Genomic DNA, 22,541 nt, shown 5'->3' with positions numbered 1-22,541 from the left:
ATCGTAAGAAGCGAAGTCAAGCCAAGAACTGGCGTAGATGGCGACGGCGATCCGGGAAAAGAGGTGCCGTTCCATGAGCGCAAAGGTATATACGTTTACGCGACGGTCTTCCGCTAACCGTTCCAAACCGCTTATGTGCGAACTAAAACCGAAGGTTACGCCCAAGTCCCCTCAATCACCGTCTCCGAAGGCGCGTCACCGAGCATGGATTGCCGAATGGAAAGGACGGATCAAAGCGGCCCGCAGCAACGGTGCAGCCCGCCGCCGCAGTTACCAAGGAAAGCCGCTGCGTATCTATGATATATCCTTTACTCGTCCGAGCGGTCACCGGTGGCATTTGACCATTGACGGGCGCATCGATGATGACGATGCCCGATCCTATGTGCGAACCAATTATCACGCTGTTGAGATCCACCATCTCCGTCATATTGGCTATATGCCCATTCCGAAGGATCGACCTGATAAGCCAAAGCTTGAAATGGAGCTGACCTGATGCGGAATCAGATGCCGAGTACACGTGGCCCTTCTGCTACACCGATGCCACGGCGAGACAATGAAATTCGCGCAACGCAGCAGAACGAAGTTGTCCGGAGGGAAATGACGCTTGAGGAACGACAGCGTTATGGCGTAGTTGAAACGCCGAAAATTACAAACTCCTATGGTGTGCAGCAGAAAAGGCCTTTTAACTTCCCTGCCCGCCGGAAACTTACTTAGCGACCACCGAGGGGAGGAGGCGAATTGTCAAAAACAAGAGGTACAACAGGAACACCGATTCCAAGTCGAACTGTAGAAATGAATTCATGGGGATCGGGCTTATGCATACCATCCAAAATGACCGAAGAAGACTGGCGAAAATATGGGCCTTATCAGTTAAAAGGGGCCAACCAACCACCAAGGGGGAATGAGGAAATGAAAGCATCCGCTTTTGAAATGAAGGATTATTTACAGTTGCGTCTTAGCGGCATGACTCGTAAGCAGATTGCGAAGTCCAAGGAGTACACCCTGTCACATTTGGAGAATTACTGGCTGAAGAAGTGGGGCATTAAAGATCTCTCGCAGGAAGAGATCGCCCTTGCTGCCGCTAAACCAGTATCTGAATCGCTAGCAGATGCAAAGCAACCAAGAGGCCTAATCAATATAAATTTCCAAGCAGGTCAATCGGAAACCTTTGGCGATGCAACAAAACACATCGCAGCAGAACTAGATCAGGGCAAACAGAAAGATGCGGAGATTGAGCGGCTCACACGCGAAAAGGACGATTACCGTCAAACTGCCACCAAACTAGAGTGTAAGATCGACGAATATTCGGCACTTTCTCTTCAGCTGGATATCGAAAATGAGCGGTTAAAAGCAGAAGTTGCATCCTATATAAGCGAGCGTGAAAACTTCAATCTCGCAATCGATGATCTAAGGGAACAACTTAGAGACCATTTACACTTTGCTGCTGAGCCAATATCTCAGGAAGAAGTCGCTGTTAATGAACCTCGTAGTGCGCGAATGATTCAGACGGAGCTTATCGCACCAACGGAACAGATTGTGGACGAACTCGCGGCACTTATTTGTTATCTTCGCTCTGGGAACGGGCAAGCATTCTATTTGGATCTACAACTTAATGAGGTGAGCCTATGAATGTACACGATCAGTCTAGGAAGGATGCTCTCATCCGTACTTTATGTAAAGCCAAAGAGCAAGCTGAGACAGCCGGTATTTATCTATCTGCAAATAATCGTGACCCGGACGATATCATGACAAATCGTGTAGTCCAAGAGAATATTGACATTGCACTGATGCACTTAGGAGCAATGGTCCCCAATACATGAATAAGGGGCTGGTATCATGCCTTACATCATTCAAGACATTGATTCATCCGCTTACCTGAAGCATTCGGGCAGTCTTACGGAAGACCATCCGTTTATCGATGTAGAGCATCAAGAACAAGCTGAGTCTTATCAGGATTTCGCCCATATAACCTATGTTGCATTCTGGTACACGGATCACTCCAGAAAATGGCGCATCATTGATCTGGATACCGGTGATAGCTTCATTCACGAAAAGGGCGGGAATTTCAAACGTGAGGAACCCGATGCATCCGCGTATGCGGATTCTGATGAGAATGAAAATGCCCCAACAAGACGATTTCGCTGGGATGATCGCTTGTCATGCGTTGAATTACTTGCGACTGAATGTGCTGACAACGGCGGTAAGTACAAGACTGCTCTTCGCAATGTGCGTATCCGTGATTACTGACGGAATTTCAGTAAGATGCCGATCAAGCAGCAGGCCACCCTCAAGCGAGATGTCATGAAGCTGTATAAGGACATTCTTCATATGCGTGAAACAGCTGACGTGGGAGACATTGTCCGAGTCCAAAAGCATGTTCCATCACTTCTGCCAGGCGTCATGAAACGTGAAAGTCGGAAATTGGTAGAGGCTGTCGTACTGGAAAGAGTGAAAATCTCTTCAACCTATCAATATCGTATTCGTCTTTTAGAAGACAACAGTGTCCAGACGGGAAACGGCCATATGATTAAATTAATCGTTCGCAAGGGTGGTGATGGTAATAGCCAAACCCCGCTCTCAAGCAGCTACACCGCGAACCATTATAGCGCAGCCGCGAGATCCTAATCGAAGTTTCGTCCTCTTGCCCCTAATAAATCTTACGGCAAGAACGGCAACGGTCGGGTTAGTGAGCTTAATTCGACAAATTGAACAGCAGCCACCTGACCGTCCTATTGAAAAAATTCACTATGATCCAGACGGACGCGTGTTAGAGATTCGGTTCAAGTAAGGAGGCTCTCATGCTAAATATCAAGGAAGTACTGGATAAGAGCCCTGATTTACACAACCGTGTAATGGATGTTATGACGCGATATACCCCGGACTATTTCCGGGATCAACTTCCCGAACTCGTCCACCTTGGTGTAACCGATCAGCAAATTAACCGTGCGGGCGTCCTTTTGCTTGATTGTCTCCAGCAGCGCTCGCAATGTCTAGGGTGTACCGACTACCATAACTGCCGCCGCCCGCCTGGACAAGAGGGTATGATTGTCGCTTTCGACTTGCAACGTGATCAGCTATGCGGCTCCGTGAAACATTGCGAGCAGCTAGAATCCTATCATCAAGAGGTACGCTGGCAGCGTCTGCTCGAATTGTCGGGGAAAGCTGTGAGTGATAAAGATTTCACATTTGAAAACTTCCCTGTCGCCCAGAAGCGCAGGCATAAAAAGCTTTGCACTTATGTTCATACCTTTGCCAAGGAGTACAAGGCAGGTGATCGCTCCGACGGCGTTTATATATTTGGGCCTCCCGGTACAGCTAAGACGCACCTTATGCAAGCTATGGTAAACGGACTGGAAGATCGCCGGGTCCCGGTACTTTTCATTCGAACCGATGCGATCTTCCGGAACATGCGCGCCATGCTTTCAAAGAAGGAATCGCTAGATTCACTCATTGAGGCATATTGTACAACGCCTATTCTCGTTATTGATGAATTTGGACAAGAGGCCGGAACAGATTTTACGATCGATGTCATGTTTGAGATCGTGAACGCTCGATTTACAGGTAAATTACCGACTTTCTGCACAAGCAATTATGCACCAGACATGGTCTATGCGAAGGCAGCTAAAAAATACGACTTGGGCGATAAGGTGGATGCGATCCGCAGCCGTCTACATCAAATGATGCATCATACGTTTATGGACGGCGAAGACGGACGTCGCCTGAATCGACCATCATTTTTCTAAGGGAGGGTTGAAGCTTATGTCACTACCACAACAAAATAGCATCGATCACGACTTGAGTGTCCTTGATTGGGAACTCGAAGAAGCACACAAGCAATTCCTGCTCGCCTGGCATCATTTTGAACAGGCAGGGCCGGAACAAGAATTTGTCGATGCTGCGATCTACAAGCTGTGCGCTGCTGAGAAACATTACAGCATCCTCTTTGTGAAAGCGAAGAGCGCTCGCCGGAACTTACCTCAATCTTTCCGCACTTTAGTCTTACACTAACAACATCGAGAGGGTGAAAGAATTGGCTAAGAAAAAAATTGAAACGCCGGTATTAACGGACTGGGAACAAGTAAACGAAGCATTGCGTGATTTGATTGAGATCGATCAACAGGTGTACTTGGCCGAGGCCACGATGAACAATCAAATAAATCAGCTAAAGCAAGCTGCTGAACTGAAGGTGAAGCCTCTACTTGCTCGAAAGGAAAAACTGGAGAAGAATATCTTGATCTTCACCGCTTCCCGCGCTGATGAATTTAAGGTCTTAAAAACTAAAAATCTCACTTTTGGTGAGGTTGGTTTCCGAAAATCAACAAGCATAATTGTCCGAAATGTAAAGGCGATCATCGAGGCACTAAAGCAAAACCGGATGACAGACTGCATCAAAGTGACAGAAACCTTAAACAAGGAAGAGTTAGAAAAATATGATGATGTTGCCCTCCAGAAAATCGGAGCTAAACGCAAAACGGATGATCGTCCCTTCTTTAAGCCAAGCATCGAGAGGATTGAAGCTTAATGACAATAACGCCTGCCACACGTAAAAGGAATGATCCACAGCCGGTTAAACGTCCCCTTCCGGGGGTTGAAGACATATCTCTTCATGTTTCGACGCTGACCGCTGGTAATACAGCTGCGCTGCTCCTCGGTGCAGGAAAGGATTTTGTCTCTACATTTGATCCAAGCGATAAATTTCAAGTGACCATTTCCATCGAAAAGCTTCCGAAGGAGGATCGCCCTAATGAGATCGGTTGAAGAAATGATCAACAATCCATCCGGCGTAGAGGTCAGCAAGCATTACGATGAACTCTTTAATGCAGATGCCCACACTTTGGGCAGCAGCTTCCGATGGATGGTATCCCCCGAGGACTGTCAGTGGCAGTACGAGAATCAAATTAAGGGTGAATTTGATCTCCTGTCCGATCATGGAGAAACAACCGACCCTTGGCATCTCAAAATATTGGATGCAAACGGTCATTTGCGAGGAGAAGTGGCAAGGCTGCGGGAGGCGTTGGATAAATGCCTAATCGGAGGAAACTCACTGGCAAGTGTAATTATCGGATGGAGTCTTCCTGCCGGATATGAGAATTGGTCATACGAAGCAACGAGCAAGTATTTTTACGATAAGTATGACGAAGAAATTGCTTATGAATATTACGAAACATGGCTTTGCTGGAAGGCGATTAGGGAAGCTGGAGAAATGGTCGAAGCTCTCTCCTCCCATACAGTGGATACAGAACAAACGTCATTGATAGAGAGAAAACTTGCTCTTGCTGTTAAATGGTTGGAGGACATCCGCAACATAGGCTCGGCAACATCAATGCTCGCCACGGCGGCCTTATGCGAGATCGAGGCCGTTGAGGAGCAATAGCCGCTCGGCATCACCATACTAGGCATCCATCCGAAGGAGTGATAACGATGGAAATGATTAATGCGGATCAGCGACGTAAGATATTCGGCTTGCAGAAGCAATATCGTATCGAAAAGGACGATCTCTACTCCATTGTCGAGCAGATTAGCGGCAACCGCAGTATATCCGCTCTTTCCAAGGAACAAGCGATAAAGGTCATTGATCGAATTGCAAAACTCTCTGGAGAGATCAAGAAACCGAATCGCGAGCATCGTGCCAACGATGCTCAAATCGGTAAGATTCGCAAGCTGGAGAAAGAGCTTCGGTGGGATGGTGATCCCAAACGACTTCAAGGGTTTATGGGGCGTGTCGTCGGCGTCGAGCGGCCCGTCTGGCTGACGCCGCAGCAGGCCAGCAAAGTCATTGAAGCATTAAAAGCAATGAAGACGCGGGCCGATCGTCAAGTCCCCTCTTCCGGCGGGTAACCTTTGGCTCGACCGAGTCATACACGGATATTGAAGGAAGCATTCTTGCTCTGCCCGCGTTGTAGGCATATCAACATTATCTGGCGGCGAAAGAGCAGGCAAAAAGCCTCGGGACACATAAAGACGCTATGGTGTCCCTATTGTAAGAAAAGACGTAGACAGATTGAGCATAAAGAATGGGAATTTGGCTGCTGAACCGTTGACGCAAGGGGGGATATCGTTGTTGACTGAAAGCTGGGTACATGATGTGAAACCGGAAGACCTGCCTGATCCCTATCATCATATCGCGCTGGAGATCGGCGTCATGAACACGTTAAAACTAGCACGCATATTCGGAGGATCTCAAATCTACTTGCCCAAGCACGACAACGCCCTCCAGATCGTGCGGGATCGGCAAATCCGTAAGGAATATGACGGCTATAATTGCAAGGCGCTTGCGATGAAATACAATCTGACGGAAAACTGGGTAAGAAGTATTATTCGGGGGAAATCGTCATCTGAAGATTTGGATCAACTCGATCTCTTTAACGACGGATTGATGTGAGTGTTTTACTAAAGTGCGTTTCTAAGAGGACTTCATATTATTAGGTAAGCTATCAGTGTACCACTAACTGATAGCTTTTTTATTTGTCCTAAAGGGGAGTGCAATTTTTGGAACAACTGCCTACTGGCGCGCTGATCTCGATTATATCCGTACTCATAACTGTTCTTTTAACGCTTGTGGGTATTGTCGGTTATTTCTTGAAGGACATTCGAGCCAGCGTAAAAGAGAAACAGAAAGACCAAGATGAGAATCTATCCGTTATCAGCAAGGAAATCTCCAAGCTGAAGGAAGACTTACCAGTTAAGTACGTGCTCAAGGATGATTACACCCGAACGCTTAAAGAGCTTAAGGATGATCAAACCAGAGCGATAGCGGGCGTGGAGCACAAGGTTGATACACTCACTCGCGATGTAAGGGAAATGCTGCAAGTGGTCAGCAAATTAACAGGTTTAGGGGGAAAGTTAAATGATCACCAATGAAGTGAAAGAAGTCCGGGGTTTTATCCTCGCAATATTGAAGCTTCAATACCCAAGTCCCGCGAGTGACCGGCTGATATCGTTGACTCTTAACGATAGCCACTTGGATAGCTCGATCCCGCAAATACGCGGCCAGTTACATTATCTCGTAGATAAGGGTTACGTCCGTACTGAAGAAGGAAACGAGCTAGGCATCCAGCGGACGATGGCAACGCTGACAGCCAAAGGTGTTGATCTGCTTGATGGAAGCATTCCGGACGACCCAGGAATTATGGTTACTCGCTAATGTCAGACCGCCGCAAACATAGCAAAGTCCTTCAGTTGCCGGAGGAAATCGTCAGTGCGGTCAACAAGCAACTTACGAGCGGTGTACCTTATCGGGAGATCGCGGAATGTATTAATCAACTCAAGCCGCAAACGGGTGTTGAGGTCAGCCATATGGCCGTACAACGTTATGGCAAGGATTTTCTCACCAAGATGGAACGCCTGAAGATTGTTAACGAACAGGCCAAGGCAATCTTGGACACGCATGGTGAAGGCCCGGATACTGCGCTAAGTGAGGCAGCAAACAAAATGGCCCTCTCGCTAATCATGGAAACCCTCCTCTCCGCAGAAAATGCGCTGGAAGGTGAAAGTATGACAGCCATCATGCGTGCATTGGCGCAACTTCAACGCAGTTCCATCGCCAGTGAAAAATTGAAGTTTACCTTCGACAAAGGCGTATCTCAGGCAGTCGCGCAAGTACGTGCACAGCTACAGGAAGAATTGAAGGGCGACGCCGATCTTTATCACCGGCTGCTCGCAAAGGTTAGCCAGGTCGAAGCGGATCTAACTGCGACATAAGCAAGAGGTAGGATTTCATCCTACCCAGAGGATCGGGAGAATTGGTTCCTCCCCCTTACCGGCTTCTCCCGGTTCTCTGGGTGCGATGAAACCCGCGCACTGACTTCGCACATTGATAAGGGCTTGATAGAGCTATCCAAGCTGCGCGTCTGACAATCGCGCCATATCGCCCATTATTGGGATGCAGGGGCCGATGATCACCGGTTGGCAGCTGGTGCGGCGTTGCGACGATCCGCCTGTTCTTTTCTTATTTTGCGGGGAGCGATCAGCGAGAGATAACCGCGAACCTGTATCCGCTTGGGGACGATTGTCCCCCATAACCGGAGGTGAAATGGAAAGGTGAAGCCATCCAAGAATAAACCGGTCGGCTCCCTCATCCAGAGCCTTGTCGGTACGAATGACCATCAATCGTTAGAATCGTGGGAGCTTGACCTGTGGGAACAATACGCGGTCAAATACCCGCTCGTATATCGTCGTAAGAGCAATCTCCCATTCACCGGCCCGACCGGTCTTCGGCGGATGCTCGGCGCATATGACCAAGAATATTTCGGTAAAGCGTATTTTCCTCATTACTTCAGCCGCCGTACGCCCGAATTTCATCGGGAACTTGACGCGCTTTGGCGTGACGGTGTACTGAAGGGTGAAGTCCCGCTGGAGCGTAGTGCAGTTGAACGGCTGCGCGTCCTACCGGGCTGTAAGCGGGCAGTCGCCGCGCCGCGTGGTCATGCAAAATCGACGAGCTTTACTTTTAAGGATACGACTCACGCCGTCCTTTACGAATACAAGCAGTACCCCATCATTCTGTCCGATACATCGGATCAAGCCGAGAGCTTTCTCGAAAACATCCGTGAGGAATTTGAGGATAACGAACGGATACGGGAAGACTTCGGCGAGTTGCAGGGCAAGGTTTGGCGAAACGATATCTTGTTAACCAAAACCGGCATCAAGATTGAAGCGATCGGCTCCGGGAAGAAAATCAGGGGTCGCAAGCATCGGAACCGCAGGCCGGACTTGCTCGTTCTGGACGATATCGAAAACGATGAAAACGTCCGGACGAAAGAACAGCGCAAGAAGCTTTCGAACTGGTTTTTCAAAGCGGTGTCTAAGGCTGGGGACGATTACACGGACATCCTGTACATCGGTACTCTGTTGCACCACGACGCGCTGCTAACGAATATTCTCAAAAACCCCGGTTATAAATCGAAGAAGTACAAAGCGGTTATTACGTGGTCGGATCGGCAAGACCTCTGGGACGAATGGGAAACCATTTATATCGACCTCGACAACGATGATCGGGAACAGGATGCCCGCGCATTCTTCGAGGCGAACCAAGAAGCCATGCTTGCCGGTACACAGGTGCTATGGGAAGAGAAGCTCTCCTACTATGACCTTATGGTCATGCGTCTGACGGAGGGCGTTGCGTCGTTCAACTCTGAAGAACAGAACGATCCTACCAATCCGGAAGATTGCGTGTTTAATGAAGAATGGTTCGATTACTACAATCCGCTGGAAGTAAATTTTGCAGAGGACTTTACCTTTGTCGGATTCGTCGATCCATCGCTTGGCAAAACCAAAAAGAGCGACTTTAGCTCGATCATTACGCTGGCGCTGCATAACAAGACCGGTTATCTCTATGTCGCGGATGCCGACATTGGGAGGCGTCATCCGGATGCCATCATTACGGACATTTTGGAAAAGGAACGCTGGTTGCGTCTGACTTATGGTCGAGGCTTTGCTAAGTTCGGCTGCGAAACGAACCAGTTTCAATGGTTCCTTAAAGAAGAGCTTGCCAAGCGTTCGGCGCAAGTCGGTCTCTATCTTCCGATTGTGGAGGTCAACGCGCATACGGATAAGAAGCTACGGATCGCGACGCTCCAGCCGGATATTAAGAACAAGTACATCAAGTTTAACCGGCAACACAAGCTGCTGCTTGAGCAGCTCACGAATTACACCGACAACGCTGCCTATGATGACGGACCGGATTCGCTTGAAGCATGCCGGACGTTAGCCAAGGGTGTCGGAAAACTCGACAGCAAGCTCCTGTCGGTCTTTAGGGGGATGAGGATTTGGCCGAAAATTGGCTAACAAGAGCCGTCGGCGAAATATCCAAGCTGCGATCTCGTGCGACCGCTGCGATCACCGGCATAATCGGGGGTCGATATTCAATTGGCAGCGGCGGACTTACGGTCGATGACAGCCGTGTAGATTACGAGAAAGCCCGCAGCCTGTACGAGAACACCGACGATAATTACAAGTTGTCTGCTGGATTCTGTAAACCTCTTATCAATGCAAAAGCTGGATTCATGGGTGTGCCCTCCTTCCAGTCGGAAGATGATGAGGCGGCGGATGTGCTGAAAAAGTTTTTTACCGAGCACAAGTCAAAAATGAATCGCACCCATGGCAAGGCATTTACCGAAGGGGATTGTTTCGTATGGATCACCCGTGAGGATACGGATGCCGTGCTTTATCCCGAATCCGGGCCGCGTCTTAAATTTACGATCATCCCATCCGAGGAGGTCGTAGGCATTACCCGCCATCCATTAACAAGGGAGCCTATCTCTTATTTGTTGAAATCCATAATGGACTGGATAGGTAATGACGGGCGCAAGCGTAAAACCATTGTGAAGCAGATTGTAACGGCAACGGAGCGAACGATTCAGATCGAAGGCGATCAGATTCCAGGCGTTGAGGCGTTTACGACAATTCAGAATCATTGGGGATTCATCCCGATCGAGCACTTTCGAAATGAAGAGAACGAGACGCGGTTGTATGGTCAAAGTGACTTGGAGCCGATTGAGCCGTTCCTTCGGGCTTACCATGATGTCATGCTCTACTCGCTACAAGGTAGCAAGCTCCATTCGACACCAAGGCTGAAACTGAAGCTAAAGGACGTATCAGCGTTCCTCGCGAACAACTTTGGGATCTCTGACCCCATAAGCTATGTCCAAAAAGGTGGCACGATCTCGCTTGAAGGTAAGGAGTTTCTGATTTTCACTGAGGGTGAGGACGCTGCATTCGTCGAGGCGAGCAGTGCAATGGGCGACGCTGCCGGAGCGCTGCTGAAATTGCTCTATTACATGATCGTCTCTACTTCGGAAACGCCGGAGTTTGTACTGGGTGTTCACACCCCAAGTGCACTGGCTAGCGTCAAGGAGCAGATGCCGGTATTTGTAAGGGCGATTACCCGCAAGCGTGACAATTTCGCGGGTAACTGGCAGCGGATTGCACGCATGGTGCTTGCTATGACCCAGCGTGCCGAGCTAACCGTATTTGAAACCTACGAGACGACGCTTGTCTGGGAAGAAATTGACCCGCGAGATGAGAAACAAGCAGCGGAGATGCTTGATTCTCTTACACAAGCTCTCGACACAGCGGTTAAAGGTGAATTCCTATCAGCTGACACAGCTGCCGAACACCTCAAGCAGTACATTCCGAGTATGCGCGATTACAAGTCGGATGTACCAGCTGAAGATACGGAGCTCAAGCGTATCGTCAAGAACAAAATCGTTCGGGAACGTCTAGCTGACGGTGCACTCGGTATCGATGTCCTGCAGTTCATTAATGAGGAGGTCAGCAAATGACCTATCCATTGCGATCTTCCGTCGTTGTCGTTGCAGACTCCCTTGAGCTTAAATTACCGATTGGGAAGCCGGGTTACGTATTAGCAGTCAATCCCAGCCCGTACACCTTACTTCGTTACTTGATTAATGTCCCTTCATTTCCCTATTGCATGTGGGTACCGGAGAGTGATCTGCGAAGTTTGGAGGAAATGACAGGTACGGAAGCTGACAAGGTGATTGCGAATTCCTTACTGGATTACGCGTTGGCTACGCGAAATAAGTCCTTGTTTGACTCGCTGTTCCCTTTGAAGGGTTGGTGAGACAAAATGAATCGGGACGAGATCGATCAGATTAAGAACGCAGCTGGTGAATATGCAAAAGAGGCGTTACTTGCTCGCAAGGCATTTATCGAATTACGTCTGAAACAAGACCCCGAGATACGAAAAGTATTGATCCGCGCTGCTAAAGGGATCACCGATACTTTGCGTAAAAGCGGATCAGCATCCGTGTCCGGACGGTTAATGGCTGTAGTTGAAAGTAAGTTGAACGATCTTGCAGAGCGCTTGCGTAGCGACTACACCGAAACGATTGGCGGGCATATCCGAGAAGCGGCGAAAATCGGTGCTCAAACGAACAAGGCAATCACGATTGACTTAATGCATGGTAAGGTGCAAGTCCCTCGCGTGACAAAGGCGGGCATCGATCAGCTTTACTTCCGTGTCAATGAGGATGCCGTCCGAGCGATATGGGATCGCACGAGCCATGGGCTTAAACTATCCGATCGGATTTGGAATGCTTCGAAGGAAGCGCGTCGGGTGATGACGGAGATTGTGCAGGATGCTGTAGCCACTGGGCAAGATGCCGTCCAAACCGCGAGATTGCTAGAGCAATATGTGCGGCCCGATGCGAATATCCCGGTCAAGTATTACAAGGGCTTGCTGGAGCGTACTCAAGGCGGTATCCCGGACGATCTGAGCTATCAGGCGCTGCGTGTTGCACGGACAGAGACAACAGCAGCTTTAGGACAAGGGACAATTAAGTCAGCGCAAGTCTCTCCCAGCGCGATTGGTATTCAATTTTGCTTGTCGCCTTCGCACCAGATTCAGGATATCTGCGATGAGCTTGCACGGCATGATGAAGGTTTGGGTTCAGGTGTCTATCCGTTGGACAATCCTCCTCCCTATCCAGCCCATCCGAATACGTTATCGTTTCTCGTAGAAAAGCATCGAGATTCAAAGGATTTTGTTAGCGACCTGAAAGCGTGGCTGAACAATCCGGATAGTCGTCCGGAACTTGAAAGCTGGTATACGGATGTGTACCAAAATGGAGCCGCCTAAATTCGGTTCTAAGGCGTTTGAAAAGAGCGCGTCCGGGGATAACACCAAAAATCGACTTTACCCGCGTTATCACGCGTGATAACGCGATTTCCGGGCGTGTTCGAGTTATATCGTAAGTGAGGAGTGAACGGATTGGCAAAAAAACAATGGTCTCGGGTACCGGCATCCATAACCGTATCGCTTAACCCGGAGGATATTCCTCCCGCGCCAGGCGTCGATGTCGAGGCAATCAAAGCGGGTGATGATGATCCATTTGAGGTCGTTGTCGAAATCCCGGCGGGAAAGTCGACTCGCGGCTGGAACTATAAGCCGAATAGTCTAAAAGCTATTGTCGATCACGTCAATTCGCATACGCTCTCGGGGATTCTTGGACATCAGAAACCCGAAGATGTCGCCAGTGTGTTCGTGGAGCCTGTTACGCATTGGGTTGGGGCGAAAATGGTCGGTGAGACGGCTTACTTTCGTGGCATTATTGATGCGGATGCGCCAAGGCTTAAGCGTTGGATACGTACGAAACGGATCAAACAAGTTAGTATTTTCGGATTCCCGTCACTGGTAACAGTAGCTGGGGAAACGAGCGTGGAAGATTACAAGCCACTCTCGATCGATTGGACACCACTCGACAGATCGGGTATGCCGACACGAATTGTAGGAACTGGCGAAATGGACGATCTGCAAGATGACGAAGGAGGAAACGAATTGAACTGGAAAGAACTGATTGCCCAGATTTTAGCCGCTATTCAAGCGGGCACTGTGACTTTGGCCGATGTACTGGCCGAACTGGATTCAGAAGGCACAAAAACAGCTGCAGCCCATACTGAACTCATTACAAAGCTGAAAGCAGCGCTTGGTGTCACCGAGGACAGTGAACTGCTCCCCGCCGTAGAGAAAGCCGCCGAGGCACTTAAAGGCACGGATGGTAAGAAAACGGGCGACTTGCTCAACGAGGTCGTTAAAGCCAAGGTTACCGGAGAGATGGCGCAGGATCTTGTCTTGCGTATGATTCATCCCGCCGAAGGTGCGACCAAAGAATTGATCGCCGGTGAGGTTGACGCGCTACTGGGTACTGCTAGCGTTAAGGAAATGATCAGCAAGCTTCACACCGATTTGCCACCAAATGTTGGTGGAAACAAGGACGGCGCTGCCGCAAATTCAAGACGCGTCTCTATCTAAAAGGCGCGATCAACAAGGAGGTAAAGTACGATGAGAGATGGCCCTTACGTCCCGTCAACGAAATACTCTGTCGGTGACAACAAAATCAGCGATGGAAAAGCGGTCGAGGTTACGGTACCGCAAAATACGACGCTGAAGGCAGGCGATTTGACGCTGCTAGATGGATTTTTCGGCGTCGTACCGGTTAACGTAACGACCGGCGCGGGTGAGACTGCGAGTATCGCCCTTCAGATTGGTCAGTTCGAATATTCAACTGATCAAATCACGGTTGCCCAGGCGTTTGCCAAAGGCACGAAAGTCTATTGGGATGCGACGAACAAAGTGCTCATTGAGACGGCGTCTACAAATCGCTTGGCCGGGATCGTGACGACCACGAAGAATGGTAGTAATGTTATTGATTTCTTGCTCGGCCCACAAATTTAATCTAACGTGACCGATTAAAGTCGGCACAACCCAAGGAGGACACCGCGCAATGCTTAATGTAATTACAAGTGACGGCCTTCGTGCTGCACGAAGAGTTGGAACGCACTCATCCCCCGTTTCCTATGTTTTGAACGGGAAACGCCATCAAGTTAATAAAGAGATCGTTAACGGTGAAATGGAAATCCGTGTTTTCGACAAGCCCATCGGCGAGATGATGACGAACGGCAGCTTGCCTGATATGAAGGCTTTCACTGAGAAGGTTGTTCTGGACGTAGAGCTTGGCAAAGAACTGATCCCCCTGCTTTATAAAGAGATTTATGATCTCATTGATGATCCGAACCTTCCGCAAACGATGGAAGCCAAATGGGCGCTATCGGGTCTCGTTGTCTTCCTAGAGCATCTCGAAGGCGGCGAGGTAAAATTCGGTACCATTCAAGCAGAAAAAGGCCCTGTCGCCAAAATTAAAACGTATGCTGGCGGGTTTGAATACACGAAGCAAATGATCGAGTTTAACGAAACCTTCTCGGTTGAGCTACTGAATAAGGACATGGGTCGCGCTTGGAATGCCATGTTAAATCACATTCACCTTGGCGCAATCATTTCGGCAACTTATGCAGCTGGGAATAAGACGGCTGCTGTGGCTGGCCCCGCTGGTTCGGAGCGTTGGGTTACCGTTTATCGCACGTTATCCAAAGCGGTATCTGATGCAGCAACTGCAAAGCGTCCCGGTTCGGTTCTCCTTGCAGCCACTGCTGACCGTCAGGATATTGAAATGGCGATAAAAGGATTCACGCATAATGGCACCGTTTATCCGCCAATTCCGGGCATTACAACGATCGTGTTCTATGATGGGGAAACGCTCTCCTCCGGCAAAAAGGATACCGTATACCCGGGCGTAACTGTCGGCAAGTGTTACTTAATTCGGCCGAAGCGTGGGTTCAAAGAATTAGTGAAGAAAGATTTAACGATTGAATCCAATCAAGGCGATCTCTCTCGCCTCGTTGAATCTCAAGTTGTTGGATATGGCTTCCGAGGCGCGTTCGCGGCGACTGGCGAGAACATCCAAGAGGTCAGCTTCTCCTAATGGATTGAATTGCAGATCAGAACCGGCTTAATGCCGGTTCTTCTGCTGAATGGAGGTTTACAATATGACGCCCACTCCGGATATATTGACCGAACTGCGAGAACTGCTCGACGAAGAGATTCCTGTAAATGGTACCGAAGCGGATACGGCTTTTACCAATAGTCGTCTCTCTTCCATTCTTTCGGATTCGGTTAACATCTATGCCGCAGCTGCTGAAGGATGGCGACGCAAAGCAGCCAAAATTCAGAAAAAGCTCGACGGGATCGGGTCTTATCAAGTCGGTACGGAACGTTATGAGTACATCAGCCTCTCCACTGCTCTGGCGGCTGCACTGAAAGTTGCCAGTACATTTGAAGAACAGGCGGTCAAAAAGACCCCAGGCATCAGTAGTATGATGTTTAAGCTCACACCGCCAGAGGTGTTGTAATGAATCCGGAACGTCGGAAGGCTCATATTCGTTGGACAATCGCACAGAATCCCGTGACAATCACGATTCATCGCACAGGTAAGCAGCGGGCCGGGGGTGGTTTTCAGAACGTAAAAACTGACCTTGGCCCATTTATCGTGAGAATATTCGTTGATGGCAGCCAAACGATAACGGAGTCCGAGACCATAGGCACACGGCAGATCAGCAAGGTTTACTCTCTCTTAGCGGATTCCGGTACCGACATTCAAGCCTCTCCGGATATCGATGATCAATTTACTGTTGCGGATTATGGAACGTTCGTCGTAAAAGGCGTTACTCCGCAAATCGTGAAGGGTATTGTATGCGGTTATCAGGTGGATCTCGAAAGGGTGAGCTGACTTGTCCTTAGAGGAAATCTTTACTGAACAAATCAAGCGTCGACAAGCAGCAACCTTCGCTCTTGTACAGCATTGGGGCGGACGTCTTGAGAGCGATGCGAGACAAAGTGCAAGCTGGAATGATCGTACCGGCCACGCTAGACAAAACATTCAAGGTGGCGCAGAACAACGGGGCGACATCCTCATCCTCTATCTTTCGCACGGCATGAGATACGGAACGTTTTTGGAAACAGGTACCAAGCCTCACGTCATCCGTGCAAAATCAAAAAAAGGGCTTTACTGGGGGGCTACTAGAGCGAATGGAAAACCGCTCATCGTCCGCAAAGTAAATCATCCGGGAACGAAAGCAAGGCCCGTCATTGAACCGACAATGAGACGTAACTTGAATCAAATTAAATCGGATCTTAAAGAATTGTGGGGTGGCAGACAATGAGGGAAGGCATCCGGCAGCGGCTCATTGCCGAAGTGTCGGCGATTGGCGATCGGGTGTTTGAACCACATGCCGCCGATGCCAAAACCGCGAAACCATATGCCGTCATTGTTCAGGGCAGCGACAGCGAAGATAGCGATTGGTCGGGATTTAGACGACTTGTCGAGATATGGCCATACGTCTCCTGGACAAACTTTACCGAGGTAGATGCCCTCTGCAAGTCCATCATTGATGCGCTTGCCGATCAACTGATCACCGACCCGGAAACCGGCGAGATGTTTACTTGCCGTTATGAAGGAACGCTTGGTGACGACACGGTCGACGAAGATTGGCAAGCCATTACCCGAGGGCTTCGCTTCTCAGTTCTCGCTCTCCAGCCGACCGGGAATGTCGGGTACGAGCAACCGGCTGATCCGTGGCTCGCAGCATTAGCTGAATGGAGCCATGTCATTCTTGGGTCTCAATGGACGATTTTCCATACAGCTTGGCCGCTCGGCTACGCTCGTCCAGCTGTTCTCTGGCGGATCGCTGGTGTTGAATTGCGTGAAGTGAGCGCAGCTGCAGTTGAATTGCGTAAGCGGTTTGTCGGCCACGTGATCGGTACCACGCAGACTGAGCAAAACGCTGCTATCGTTCTAACGACTTGGAAACTCAAAGCAGCAATCAAGCTGCCGCTTGACGTTGCGACTCGGCGCTATCTGACCGTTATTGATCCGAAAGCGGATCATCAGGCCGATGGTTTACGCACAGGACAAATTACGGTGACCCTATCCCGCAAAGAAGCGCGGTCAATGGACGCTGCCCCTATGATGGCCGAGTTCTATCAGCAAGGAAATTTATTGTGAGGTGAATGAGGTTGGCTATAAAAGATACGGTTCTTGACGATTCGCCTAGATTGCAGCGTGACGAACTCATGGCACACGCGCAGGTATTGTTTGGTATTCAGCCTGAAGTGGTCGCCGGTGCTCTTCATGAAAGTGATCAAGGCGAATGGACAGTTGATCAGGCACGCAGCCTAGTCGACAAGTTTTTGAAAAGGAAGGTGAACTGATTTGGGAGGCAATTGGAGTGCGACGGATAAACCCGTCTTGCCAGGTTTTTTTCTCAACTTTCAGGCAGCAGCCCTAAACGCAATTGTGCCGGGATCGCAAGGTATTGTTATCGTGCCAGTGAGGGCAAATTGGGGGCCAGTCGGACAGTTTGTCGAAATCGCCAGCGAAAAAGAATTGGTCGATGCCTACACCGTAGATGAGACGGGCGGCGCTACGGCTTACACATCGATCCGGCTGGCTTTGCTCGGTGCACCGCAAAAGGTGATCGGGTACCGGCTAGCTGCTAGTGCGGCAGCTGCAACAATTACGCTGCAGGATACGACTGGATCTCCGGTCAACGTTCTGAAGATCGATGCTAAGTATCCGGGCTCCCGCGGCAATACCTTTAAGGTGACCGTCGCCGTAAACCCGATTGATAGCGCAAAGAAAGATATCAAGCTCTTCGAAGGAACAACGCTGCTCCGAACTTTCACTTTTACGAGTGGAACAGTGGCAGCTGCGGTAGATGCGATCAACAGCGATACCTCAAATCAATGGATCGTTGCAACAAAGCTGGTAGATGGTAACGGTACACTGGCGAACGTCTCCACGCAGTCGTTCACAGGTGGCACATCCGGTATTGCGGGAATTGCCAACTCCGATTATACAAATGCACTTGCCGCTTTTGAGACGCAAACATTCCACGTTCTTGCACTTGATGGTCTGAGCGACTCTGCTCTTCATACAAGTGTGGTGGCTTGGGTGTCCCGGGTTCGAAGTGAGGGCAAAGGGATAATCGCCGTTCTTGGTGGTTCCGCTTCCGATGACATTGCTTCGGATGCCGTAAGCAAAGCGACAACAAGAAGCGCAACGTATAATCACGAGGGCATCGTCAACGTCGGGAGCGGTGCAAAGCTTGATGGCGTAAGTCTAAGCTCGGCACAAATATCCTGCTTTGTTGCTGGTCTCATTGCAGGCAAAGCGCTCAATCAGTCAACTACCTACGCAATCGCCCCTTTCGTGGATGTAACCCGTCGCTGGACGAGATCGGAGCAGGAGCTCGCAATTAAAGGCGGCGTTTTCCTTCTTTATCATGATGGACGGCAGGTTAAAGTTCTGCGCGGCATGAATAGCCTTGTTACTCTTCGCACGGGTCAAAGCAAGCTGTGGAAGAAGATTCGTTCGACCCGAGTGATGGACGCTATTAACGCCGACCTCCAGCGGACAGCTGAAGATAGTTACATTGGCAAGGTGAACAACACGGAAGAAGGCCGCTTAGCTCTGATCAGCGCCTGTAAGCAATACCTTCAGACGCTAGCGTCATCGGGCGTAATCGAACAAGCTGGTTTCAATGTCATTCTCGATCCGAATTACTATGCAACGAACGCTTCGCAAACACCGGAGCCAGATCAAGTCTTCCTCCAATGGACGGCGAAATTGACCGATACCATGGAGCAAATTTTCGGCACATTCATTGTGCAGTAAGGAGGAAAAGCCAATATGATGGACCCTACCCGAGCGATACTCGGTACCCACGGACAAGCTTTCATTAACGGATTTTGGCAGACAAATATCAATCATCTCGAAGCTGCCGTGGAAATTGAAAAGCGTGAACTGAAGCTTTCCGGTATGGACTGGTCGACCTTTAAGATTGGCACGAAAAAAGGAACCGGCACCATGAGTGGATATAAGGTGACGAGTGATATGGTTAGACGTGGCTTTGGCAAGTTCAACATCATCTCGAAGTTGAATGATCCAGAAGCCTATGGATATGAACGTATTGAGCTCATCAACTGTATGCCGGATCGAATTCAATTAGCCAACTGGACAGCTGGCGAAGAAGTCATGGAAGAAACGCCTTTCACATTTGAAGGGTTCACACTGCTCGACCCGATTGTGGCGAGCTAATAATCTAAGGGGGTTTTTGGATCATGGAAAATCAGAACATGTCAGAAGAACAAGTCCTTCAGCAGCTGCTTGCAGCAGATTCGATTCCAGAACGAACCGTTCGTATTCAGCGGATAGGTATACCGATTACTTTACGGGGTCTCACAGGCAAGGAAGTCTACGCACTTCGGGAACGGGCTACCGAACGTAGAGGAAAACGTGGTCAAGAGTCGGAACGTATCGACGATGAACAATTCAACGTTTCGCTGATCGCAACTTCCACAGTCACTCCGAATTGGGGAGATCCACAGTTGCTGGCTAAGTATAAAGCCAGCAGCGCTGAAGAAGTAATTAAGCGGATTCTGCTGGCCGGAGAATTGGGCTCGTTAGGTGATGCCGTACTTGATATCTCCGGATTCAATACGGAGCTTGAAGACGTAAAAAACTAATTAGGTTCGGGGCGACGGCCAGACTCATTAATGCCATTTGGGTGAGACATCACCTTCGCCCCGGACAGTTTTGGGAGCTGCCTCGTGGAGAGCAGCTTTTTCTAATGGCAAGTATTGAACTGGAACTCGCTGCAGAAACACCAAATCCTGAAAGGAGGTAAACGCAATAGCTGACGAATTTTATCGCATAGACCTTGTTATTGGTCAGGATGGTATCGAAGAAACAAAGGCCGAACTGAAGGCAATGGATAAATTCCTTGATCAGGTGAGAAAACGCGGCGAAACGCTTAGTCGCATGAAAATGACGCCTGCCGCTCGACTAAATGATCGAGTAACGGAACCAGCCAGAAAAGCAACTGCCTCCCTTCGGGCTTTGGATAAGGCGAAGGCTTCGCCATCTGCTAGGCTTATTGATCGGGTCTCTTCTGCAACTAAGAAGATCAATGGCAGTTTGAGGGCCATGTCAAGCAAGGCTTGGAACGTCACCATCAGGGCAAAAGATATGACCGTCGGCACGATCGGAGCGATCAAAAACCGTCTTTTTTCCCTACCGGGCATGCTTGGGATGGGTGCCGGTGTACTTGGTGGCGTCGTTGCTCCATTAAATCTATCAGGACAAATGGAGCAGGCGAACATTGCCTTTGAAACAATGCTCGGAAGTGCGAATAAGGCAAAGTCATTATTGGCTGACCTTCAGAATTTCGCGAACAAAACACCTTTCGAATTTCCGGAGCTTCGAGACTCATCAAAGCGCCTTCTGGCTTTTGGGTTTCAGGCAAAACGGATTATCCCGATGATGACGTCGGTCGGGAACGCATCCGCTGGACTCGGCCTTGGCGGTGAAGGAATCAACCGAATTACGATGGCTTTGGGCCAGATGAAGGCAAAGTCGAAAGTATCCGCTGAAGAAATGATGCAGCTGACCGAGGCAGGTATTCCCGCATGGGATATCCTTGCTAAGAAGATGGGCCTTACAACGGCACAAACGATGAAGCTTTCAGAGAGAGGTTTGATTCCGGCCAATCAGGCCATCGATGCTCTTCTGGAAGGAATGAATGATCGCTTTCCGAACATGATGCAGAAACAATCCCGTTCCCTTTTTGGCCTTGGGTCTAACATCAAGGATACGTTTAACAGTAAGATCCTCATGCGCTGGGGCGATGGTATCCGGACAGGCATCCAATCAAGGCTGGAGAAACTGGCTGATTGGATCGACAAGAATGATGACACGATTAAGCGCTGGGGTAATAATCTGGAACGTATGGCTGGTCAAGCAACGGATTGGATCGCAAGAAAGTTTGAGAAAGTCTTCTCACTCTTCGATGATCCTAAGTTTCAGAACGCCGACTTCTTTAAGAAAATGCGGATCGTCTGGGATGAGTTGATTACCGATCCATTCTCAGAATGGTGGTCAAGCGGCGGCGAGGGGAAGCTTAATAACATTGCATCCAAGATGGGGGAAGCCATCGGTGGCACCCTCGGTGGTTTGATTATGGGGGCTTTTGGTCTTGCAGCCGGGGAAACGTCAGCGGATCAGTCTCCGTTCGTTAAAGCCGGTGCATCGGCAGGAACTGCATTCCTGGAATCTTTTCTTGAATCGTTTGATGCTGGGAAAATAGCAAAGAAGGCTGCTGATTCATTTAAGGATGTATCAGTAAACGCGATTAAAAACCCAACACCTGAGAATCTAAGTAAAGTAGCTATTGAAGCTGGCATAGCAATTTTCCTTGGCAAGAAACTGGGTGTGTTTAAGGGATTAAAAGGATTGTTAAGAGGTGGAAAATGGCTTCTAGGAGCAGGTGCTGCAGCCTCCGGTGGAGCTGGCGCAGCAGCAGCTGCTGCAGAAGGAACAGCAGCTGCTGCTGCTTCAAGAGTATTAATTAAGGGAAATCCAGCAAGTCCCTATGCTAAAGGTTGGAACCCTAGATACCAAACTCCAGTAAGGCCAGGTTCGCCGCTTCCTTGGGTAGCTGCACCTGGAATTGCCGCTGCTGCCCGGTTCTCTATATTCGGTGCTGCCGGACTTGGATTTGCAGGGTCTATGGGCTTCTTGGCGAACAACTGGGAAAAAGCACAAACTGACCCAAGATCAATTTACTCGAATCCTGTGTTGACAGGTCGTCCAGATCAAAGACCAACATCTAGCTTACAGGTATCTAAAAATGGAAGCTTGCAGTTAGTTGAGACCAACGCGGGCAAGGTGACTGCCGTCCCTCCACCTACCCTAACACCTGCTGAAGTCGACAAAATTGCTAAATATCTCACAAGTAATACTAGTAAGTCGCCAACACAAATAAACGTCCAAGTTCCTGCTAATGCGGTCAGTATTCAGGTACAGAAAGATAATGAGATTGATTATTCGGAATTAGAAAAAAGGATCGGTAGTGCTTTTGTAGCTCGAATAAAAGTGACAATGGAAAACCGAGATTGAGAAGGAATTTCCCACTTTATGACGAATTATGAGTTCTGAAGGGTGGGTGATTGATTTTGCTTGAAATTTGGGATTCAGCTAAAAGCATACTTGAATGGGCAATGTCTACAGTATGGGCTTCACTGCTAATTCTTGCATATCTGGTGTACGACTTCTCAAAAGACCTTACATCTGTTGTATGGGCCTATAGAGAAAATAACCGGGATAACTTTTCGTCATCAGTAAGGCATC

The 22,541-nt window shown here is 49.2% G+C and carries 30 protein-coding genes; all 30 read left to right on the top strand.

Translation table 11 applies throughout. The features are described 5' to 3' along the window. Positions 1-73: 73 nt before the first annotated feature. The 30 genes from K7P76_RS28770 (at position 74) to K7P76_RS28625 (ending at position 22,310) form a co-directional block, all read left to right on the top strand. Complete coding sequence (locus K7P76_RS28770; RefSeq protein WP_232189519.1) at positions 74-493, top strand: hypothetical protein; 420 nt, start codon at positions 74-76, stop codon at positions 491-493. Positions 494-738: 245 nt separating this feature from the next. Further along, entirely contained in the window at positions 739-1,629 is an 891-nt protein-coding gene (locus tag K7P76_RS28765) for a hypothetical protein (protein ID WP_232189518.1), read from the top strand. Between the two features lie 207 nt (positions 1,630-1,836). Then, complete coding sequence (locus K7P76_RS28760) at positions 1,837-2,247, top strand: hypothetical protein (RefSeq protein ID WP_232189517.1); 411 nt, start codon at positions 1,837-1,839, stop codon at positions 2,245-2,247. 15 nt (positions 2,248-2,262) lie between these two features. Further along, complete coding sequence (locus tag K7P76_RS28755) at positions 2,263-2,625, top strand: hypothetical protein (protein ID WP_232189516.1); 363 nt, start codon at positions 2,263-2,265, stop codon at positions 2,623-2,625. 173 nt (positions 2,626-2,798) lie between these two features. Further along, positions 2,799-3,743 (top strand): AFG1/ZapE family ATPase, encoded by a 945-nt coding sequence (gene zapE, locus K7P76_RS28750; RefSeq protein WP_232189515.1) that lies wholly within the window; start codon positions 2,799-2,801, stop codon positions 3,741-3,743. 16 nt (positions 3,744-3,759) lie between these two features. Further along, complete coding sequence (locus K7P76_RS28745) at positions 3,760-4,008, top strand: DUF2508 domain-containing protein (protein WP_232189514.1); 249 nt, start codon at positions 3,760-3,762, stop codon at positions 4,006-4,008. Positions 4,009-4,030: 22 nt separating this feature from the next. Continuing rightward, positions 4,031-4,522, top strand: a complete 492-nt coding sequence (locus tag K7P76_RS28740; protein ID WP_232189513.1) for a host-nuclease inhibitor Gam family protein — start codon at positions 4,031-4,033, stop codon at positions 4,520-4,522. Then, positions 4,522-4,758, top strand: a complete 237-nt coding sequence (locus K7P76_RS28735; protein WP_232189512.1) for a hypothetical protein — start codon at positions 4,522-4,524, stop codon at positions 4,756-4,758. Before K7P76_RS28740 ends, K7P76_RS28735 begins: the two co-directional genes overlap by 1 nt. Beyond that, positions 4,745-5,374: a hypothetical protein gene (locus K7P76_RS28730; RefSeq protein ID WP_232189511.1), complete on the top strand. Its 630-nt coding sequence runs from the start codon at positions 4,745-4,747 to the stop codon at positions 5,372-5,374. Before K7P76_RS28735 ends, K7P76_RS28730 begins: the two co-directional genes overlap by 14 nt. Before the next feature lie 47 nt (positions 5,375-5,421). Next, positions 5,422-5,838 carry a regulatory protein GemA gene (locus K7P76_RS28725; protein WP_232189510.1) on the top strand — a complete coding sequence of 139 codons (417 nt, stop codon included), beginning with the start codon at positions 5,422-5,424 and terminating at the stop codon, positions 5,836-5,838. Positions 5,839-6,058: 220 nt separating this feature from the next. Next, positions 6,059-6,382 carry a Mor transcription activator family protein gene (locus tag K7P76_RS28720; RefSeq protein WP_232189509.1) on the top strand — a complete coding sequence of 108 codons (324 nt, stop codon included), beginning with the start codon at positions 6,059-6,061 and terminating at the stop codon, positions 6,380-6,382. 107 nt (positions 6,383-6,489) lie between these two features. Beyond that, the gene (locus tag K7P76_RS28715; RefSeq protein ID WP_232189508.1) at positions 6,490-6,861 is read left to right on the top strand and encodes a hypothetical protein; all 372 of its coding nucleotides are present in this window, start codon (positions 6,490-6,492) and stop codon (positions 6,859-6,861) included. Then, the gene (locus tag K7P76_RS28710; protein WP_232189507.1) at positions 6,848-7,144 is read left to right on the top strand and encodes a hypothetical protein; all 297 of its coding nucleotides are present in this window, start codon (positions 6,848-6,850) and stop codon (positions 7,142-7,144) included. Before K7P76_RS28715 ends, K7P76_RS28710 begins: the two co-directional genes overlap by 14 nt. Then, positions 7,144-7,701: a phage protein Gp27 family protein gene (locus tag K7P76_RS28705; protein ID WP_232189506.1), complete on the top strand. Its 558-nt coding sequence runs from the start codon at positions 7,144-7,146 to the stop codon at positions 7,699-7,701. Before K7P76_RS28710 ends, K7P76_RS28705 begins: the two co-directional genes overlap by 1 nt. Before the next feature lie 339 nt (positions 7,702-8,040). Next, positions 8,041-9,786, top strand: a complete 1,746-nt coding sequence (terL, locus tag K7P76_RS28700; RefSeq protein ID WP_232189505.1) for a phage terminase large subunit — start codon at positions 8,041-8,043, stop codon at positions 9,784-9,786. After that, complete coding sequence (locus K7P76_RS28695; RefSeq protein WP_232189504.1) at positions 9,768-11,282, top strand: phage portal protein; 1,515 nt, start codon at positions 9,768-9,770, stop codon at positions 11,280-11,282. Before terL ends, K7P76_RS28695 begins: the two co-directional genes overlap by 19 nt. Next, positions 11,279-11,581, top strand: a complete 303-nt coding sequence (locus tag K7P76_RS28690; RefSeq protein WP_232189503.1) for an ATPase — start codon at positions 11,279-11,281, stop codon at positions 11,579-11,581. Before K7P76_RS28695 ends, K7P76_RS28690 begins: the two co-directional genes overlap by 4 nt. Positions 11,582-11,587: 6 nt before the next feature. Further along, positions 11,588-12,598: a retron-type reverse transcriptase gene (locus K7P76_RS28685; RefSeq protein WP_232189502.1), complete on the top strand. Its 1,011-nt coding sequence runs from the start codon at positions 11,588-11,590 to the stop codon at positions 12,596-12,598. A 132-nt stretch (positions 12,599-12,730) separates the two neighbouring features. Then, the gene (locus K7P76_RS28680) at positions 12,731-13,771 is read left to right on the top strand and encodes a transcriptional regulator (protein ID WP_232189501.1); all 1,041 of its coding nucleotides are present in this window, start codon (positions 12,731-12,733) and stop codon (positions 13,769-13,771) included. Positions 13,772-13,801: 30 nt separating this feature from the next. Next, entirely contained in the window at positions 13,802-14,194 is a 393-nt protein-coding gene (locus K7P76_RS28675; protein ID WP_232189500.1) for a DUF2190 family protein, read from the top strand. Between the two features lie 49 nt (positions 14,195-14,243). After that, positions 14,244-15,278: a phage major capsid protein gene (locus K7P76_RS28670; protein WP_232189499.1), complete on the top strand. Its 1,035-nt coding sequence runs from the start codon at positions 14,244-14,246 to the stop codon at positions 15,276-15,278. A gap of 64 nt (positions 15,279-15,342) precedes the next feature. Next, positions 15,343-15,705, top strand: a complete 363-nt coding sequence (locus K7P76_RS28665; protein WP_232189498.1) for a hypothetical protein — start codon at positions 15,343-15,345, stop codon at positions 15,703-15,705. Continuing rightward, positions 15,705-16,082, top strand: coding sequence for a hypothetical protein (locus tag K7P76_RS28660; protein ID WP_232189497.1), 378 nt, complete (start codon positions 15,705-15,707; stop codon positions 16,080-16,082). The genes K7P76_RS28665 and K7P76_RS28660 overlap by 1 nt, the downstream gene beginning before the upstream one ends. A 1-nt stretch (position 16,083) precedes the next feature. After that, complete coding sequence (locus tag K7P76_RS28655; protein ID WP_232189496.1) at positions 16,084-16,515, top strand: hypothetical protein; 432 nt, start codon at positions 16,084-16,086, stop codon at positions 16,513-16,515. Next, positions 16,497-17,357, top strand: a complete 861-nt coding sequence (locus K7P76_RS28650; RefSeq protein ID WP_232189495.1) for a hypothetical protein — start codon at positions 16,497-16,499, stop codon at positions 17,355-17,357. The genes K7P76_RS28655 and K7P76_RS28650 overlap by 19 nt, the downstream gene beginning before the upstream one ends. 11 nt (positions 17,358-17,368) lie before the next feature. After that, a complete protein-coding gene (locus K7P76_RS28645; RefSeq protein WP_232189494.1) occupies positions 17,369-17,563 on the top strand; it encodes a YqzN/YkzM domain-containing protein in 195 nt (64 codons plus the stop codon). A gap of 1 nt (position 17,564) precedes the next feature. After that, positions 17,565-19,028 carry a phage tail sheath family protein gene (locus tag K7P76_RS28640; RefSeq protein WP_232189493.1) on the top strand — a complete coding sequence of 488 codons (1,464 nt, stop codon included), beginning with the start codon at positions 17,565-17,567 and terminating at the stop codon, positions 19,026-19,028. A 15-nt stretch (positions 19,029-19,043) separates the two neighbouring features. Further along, complete coding sequence (locus tag K7P76_RS28635; RefSeq protein ID WP_232189492.1) at positions 19,044-19,451, top strand: phage tail tube protein; 408 nt, start codon at positions 19,044-19,046, stop codon at positions 19,449-19,451. A gap of 23 nt (positions 19,452-19,474) precedes the next feature. After that, the gene (locus K7P76_RS28630; protein WP_232189491.1) at positions 19,475-19,879 is read left to right on the top strand and encodes a phage tail assembly chaperone; all 405 of its coding nucleotides are present in this window, start codon (positions 19,475-19,477) and stop codon (positions 19,877-19,879) included. A 244-nt stretch (positions 19,880-20,123) separates the two neighbouring features. After that, complete coding sequence (locus tag K7P76_RS28625) at positions 20,124-22,310, top strand: tape measure protein (protein WP_232189490.1); 2,187 nt, start codon at positions 20,124-20,126, stop codon at positions 22,308-22,310. The last annotated feature ends 231 nt before the right edge of the window (positions 22,311-22,541 follow it).

Origin of the sequence: Cohnella silvisoli (genome assembly GCF_021190915.1) — a bacterium.
In the GTDB taxonomy this organism is placed as follows: Bacteria; Bacillota; Bacilli; order Paenibacillales; family Paenibacillaceae; genus Cohnella; species Cohnella silvisoli.
Note: the sequence above shows the minus strand (reverse complement) of the source record. Positions and strands in the feature narration are given on the sequence as shown.

Bases quoted from the DNA above. Each gene is read 5' to 3' on its own strand.
- K7P76_RS28770 (WP_232189519.1), top strand. From the start codon at position 74: ATGAGCGCAAAGGTATATACGTTTACGCGACGGTCTTCCGCTAACCGT.
- K7P76_RS28760 (WP_232189517.1), top strand. From the start codon at position 1,837: ATGCCTTACATCATTCAAGACATTGATTCATCCGCTTACCTGAAGCAT.
- K7P76_RS28755 (WP_232189516.1), top strand. From the start codon at position 2,263: ATGCCGATCAAGCAGCAGGCCACCCTCAAGCGAGATGTCATGAAGCTG.
- zapE (WP_232189515.1), top strand. From the start codon at position 2,799: ATGCTAAATATCAAGGAAGTACTGGATAAGAGCCCTGATTTACACAAC.
- K7P76_RS28745 (WP_232189514.1), top strand. From the start codon at position 3,760: ATGTCACTACCACAACAAAATAGCATCGATCACGACTTGAGTGTCCTT.
- K7P76_RS28735 (WP_232189512.1), top strand. From the start codon at position 4,522: ATGACAATAACGCCTGCCACACGTAAAAGGAATGATCCACAGCCGGTT.
- K7P76_RS28730 (WP_232189511.1), top strand. From the start codon at position 4,745: ATGAGATCGGTTGAAGAAATGATCAACAATCCATCCGGCGTAGAGGTC.
- K7P76_RS28725 (WP_232189510.1), top strand. From the start codon at position 5,422: ATGGAAATGATTAATGCGGATCAGCGACGTAAGATATTCGGCTTGCAG.
- K7P76_RS28710 (WP_232189507.1), top strand. From the start codon at position 6,848: ATGATCACCAATGAAGTGAAAGAAGTCCGGGGTTTTATCCTCGCAATA.
- K7P76_RS28705 (WP_232189506.1), top strand. From the start codon at position 7,144: ATGTCAGACCGCCGCAAACATAGCAAAGTCCTTCAGTTGCCGGAGGAA.
- K7P76_RS28690 (WP_232189503.1), top strand. From the start codon at position 11,279: ATGACCTATCCATTGCGATCTTCCGTCGTTGTCGTTGCAGACTCCCTT.
- K7P76_RS28685 (WP_232189502.1), top strand. From the start codon at position 11,588: ATGAATCGGGACGAGATCGATCAGATTAAGAACGCAGCTGGTGAATAT.
- K7P76_RS28675 (WP_232189500.1), top strand. From the start codon at position 13,802: ATGAGAGATGGCCCTTACGTCCCGTCAACGAAATACTCTGTCGGTGAC.
- K7P76_RS28670 (WP_232189499.1), top strand. From the start codon at position 14,244: ATGCTTAATGTAATTACAAGTGACGGCCTTCGTGCTGCACGAAGAGTT.
- K7P76_RS28665 (WP_232189498.1), top strand. From the start codon at position 15,343: ATGACGCCCACTCCGGATATATTGACCGAACTGCGAGAACTGCTCGAC.
- K7P76_RS28660 (WP_232189497.1), top strand. From the start codon at position 15,705: ATGAATCCGGAACGTCGGAAGGCTCATATTCGTTGGACAATCGCACAG.
- K7P76_RS28635 (WP_232189492.1), top strand. From the start codon at position 19,044: ATGATGGACCCTACCCGAGCGATACTCGGTACCCACGGACAAGCTTTC.
- K7P76_RS28630 (WP_232189491.1), top strand. From the start codon at position 19,475: ATGGAAAATCAGAACATGTCAGAAGAACAAGTCCTTCAGCAGCTGCTT.
- K7P76_RS28625 (WP_232189490.1), top strand. From the start codon at position 20,124: ATGGATAAATTCCTTGATCAGGTGAGAAAACGCGGCGAAACGCTTAGT.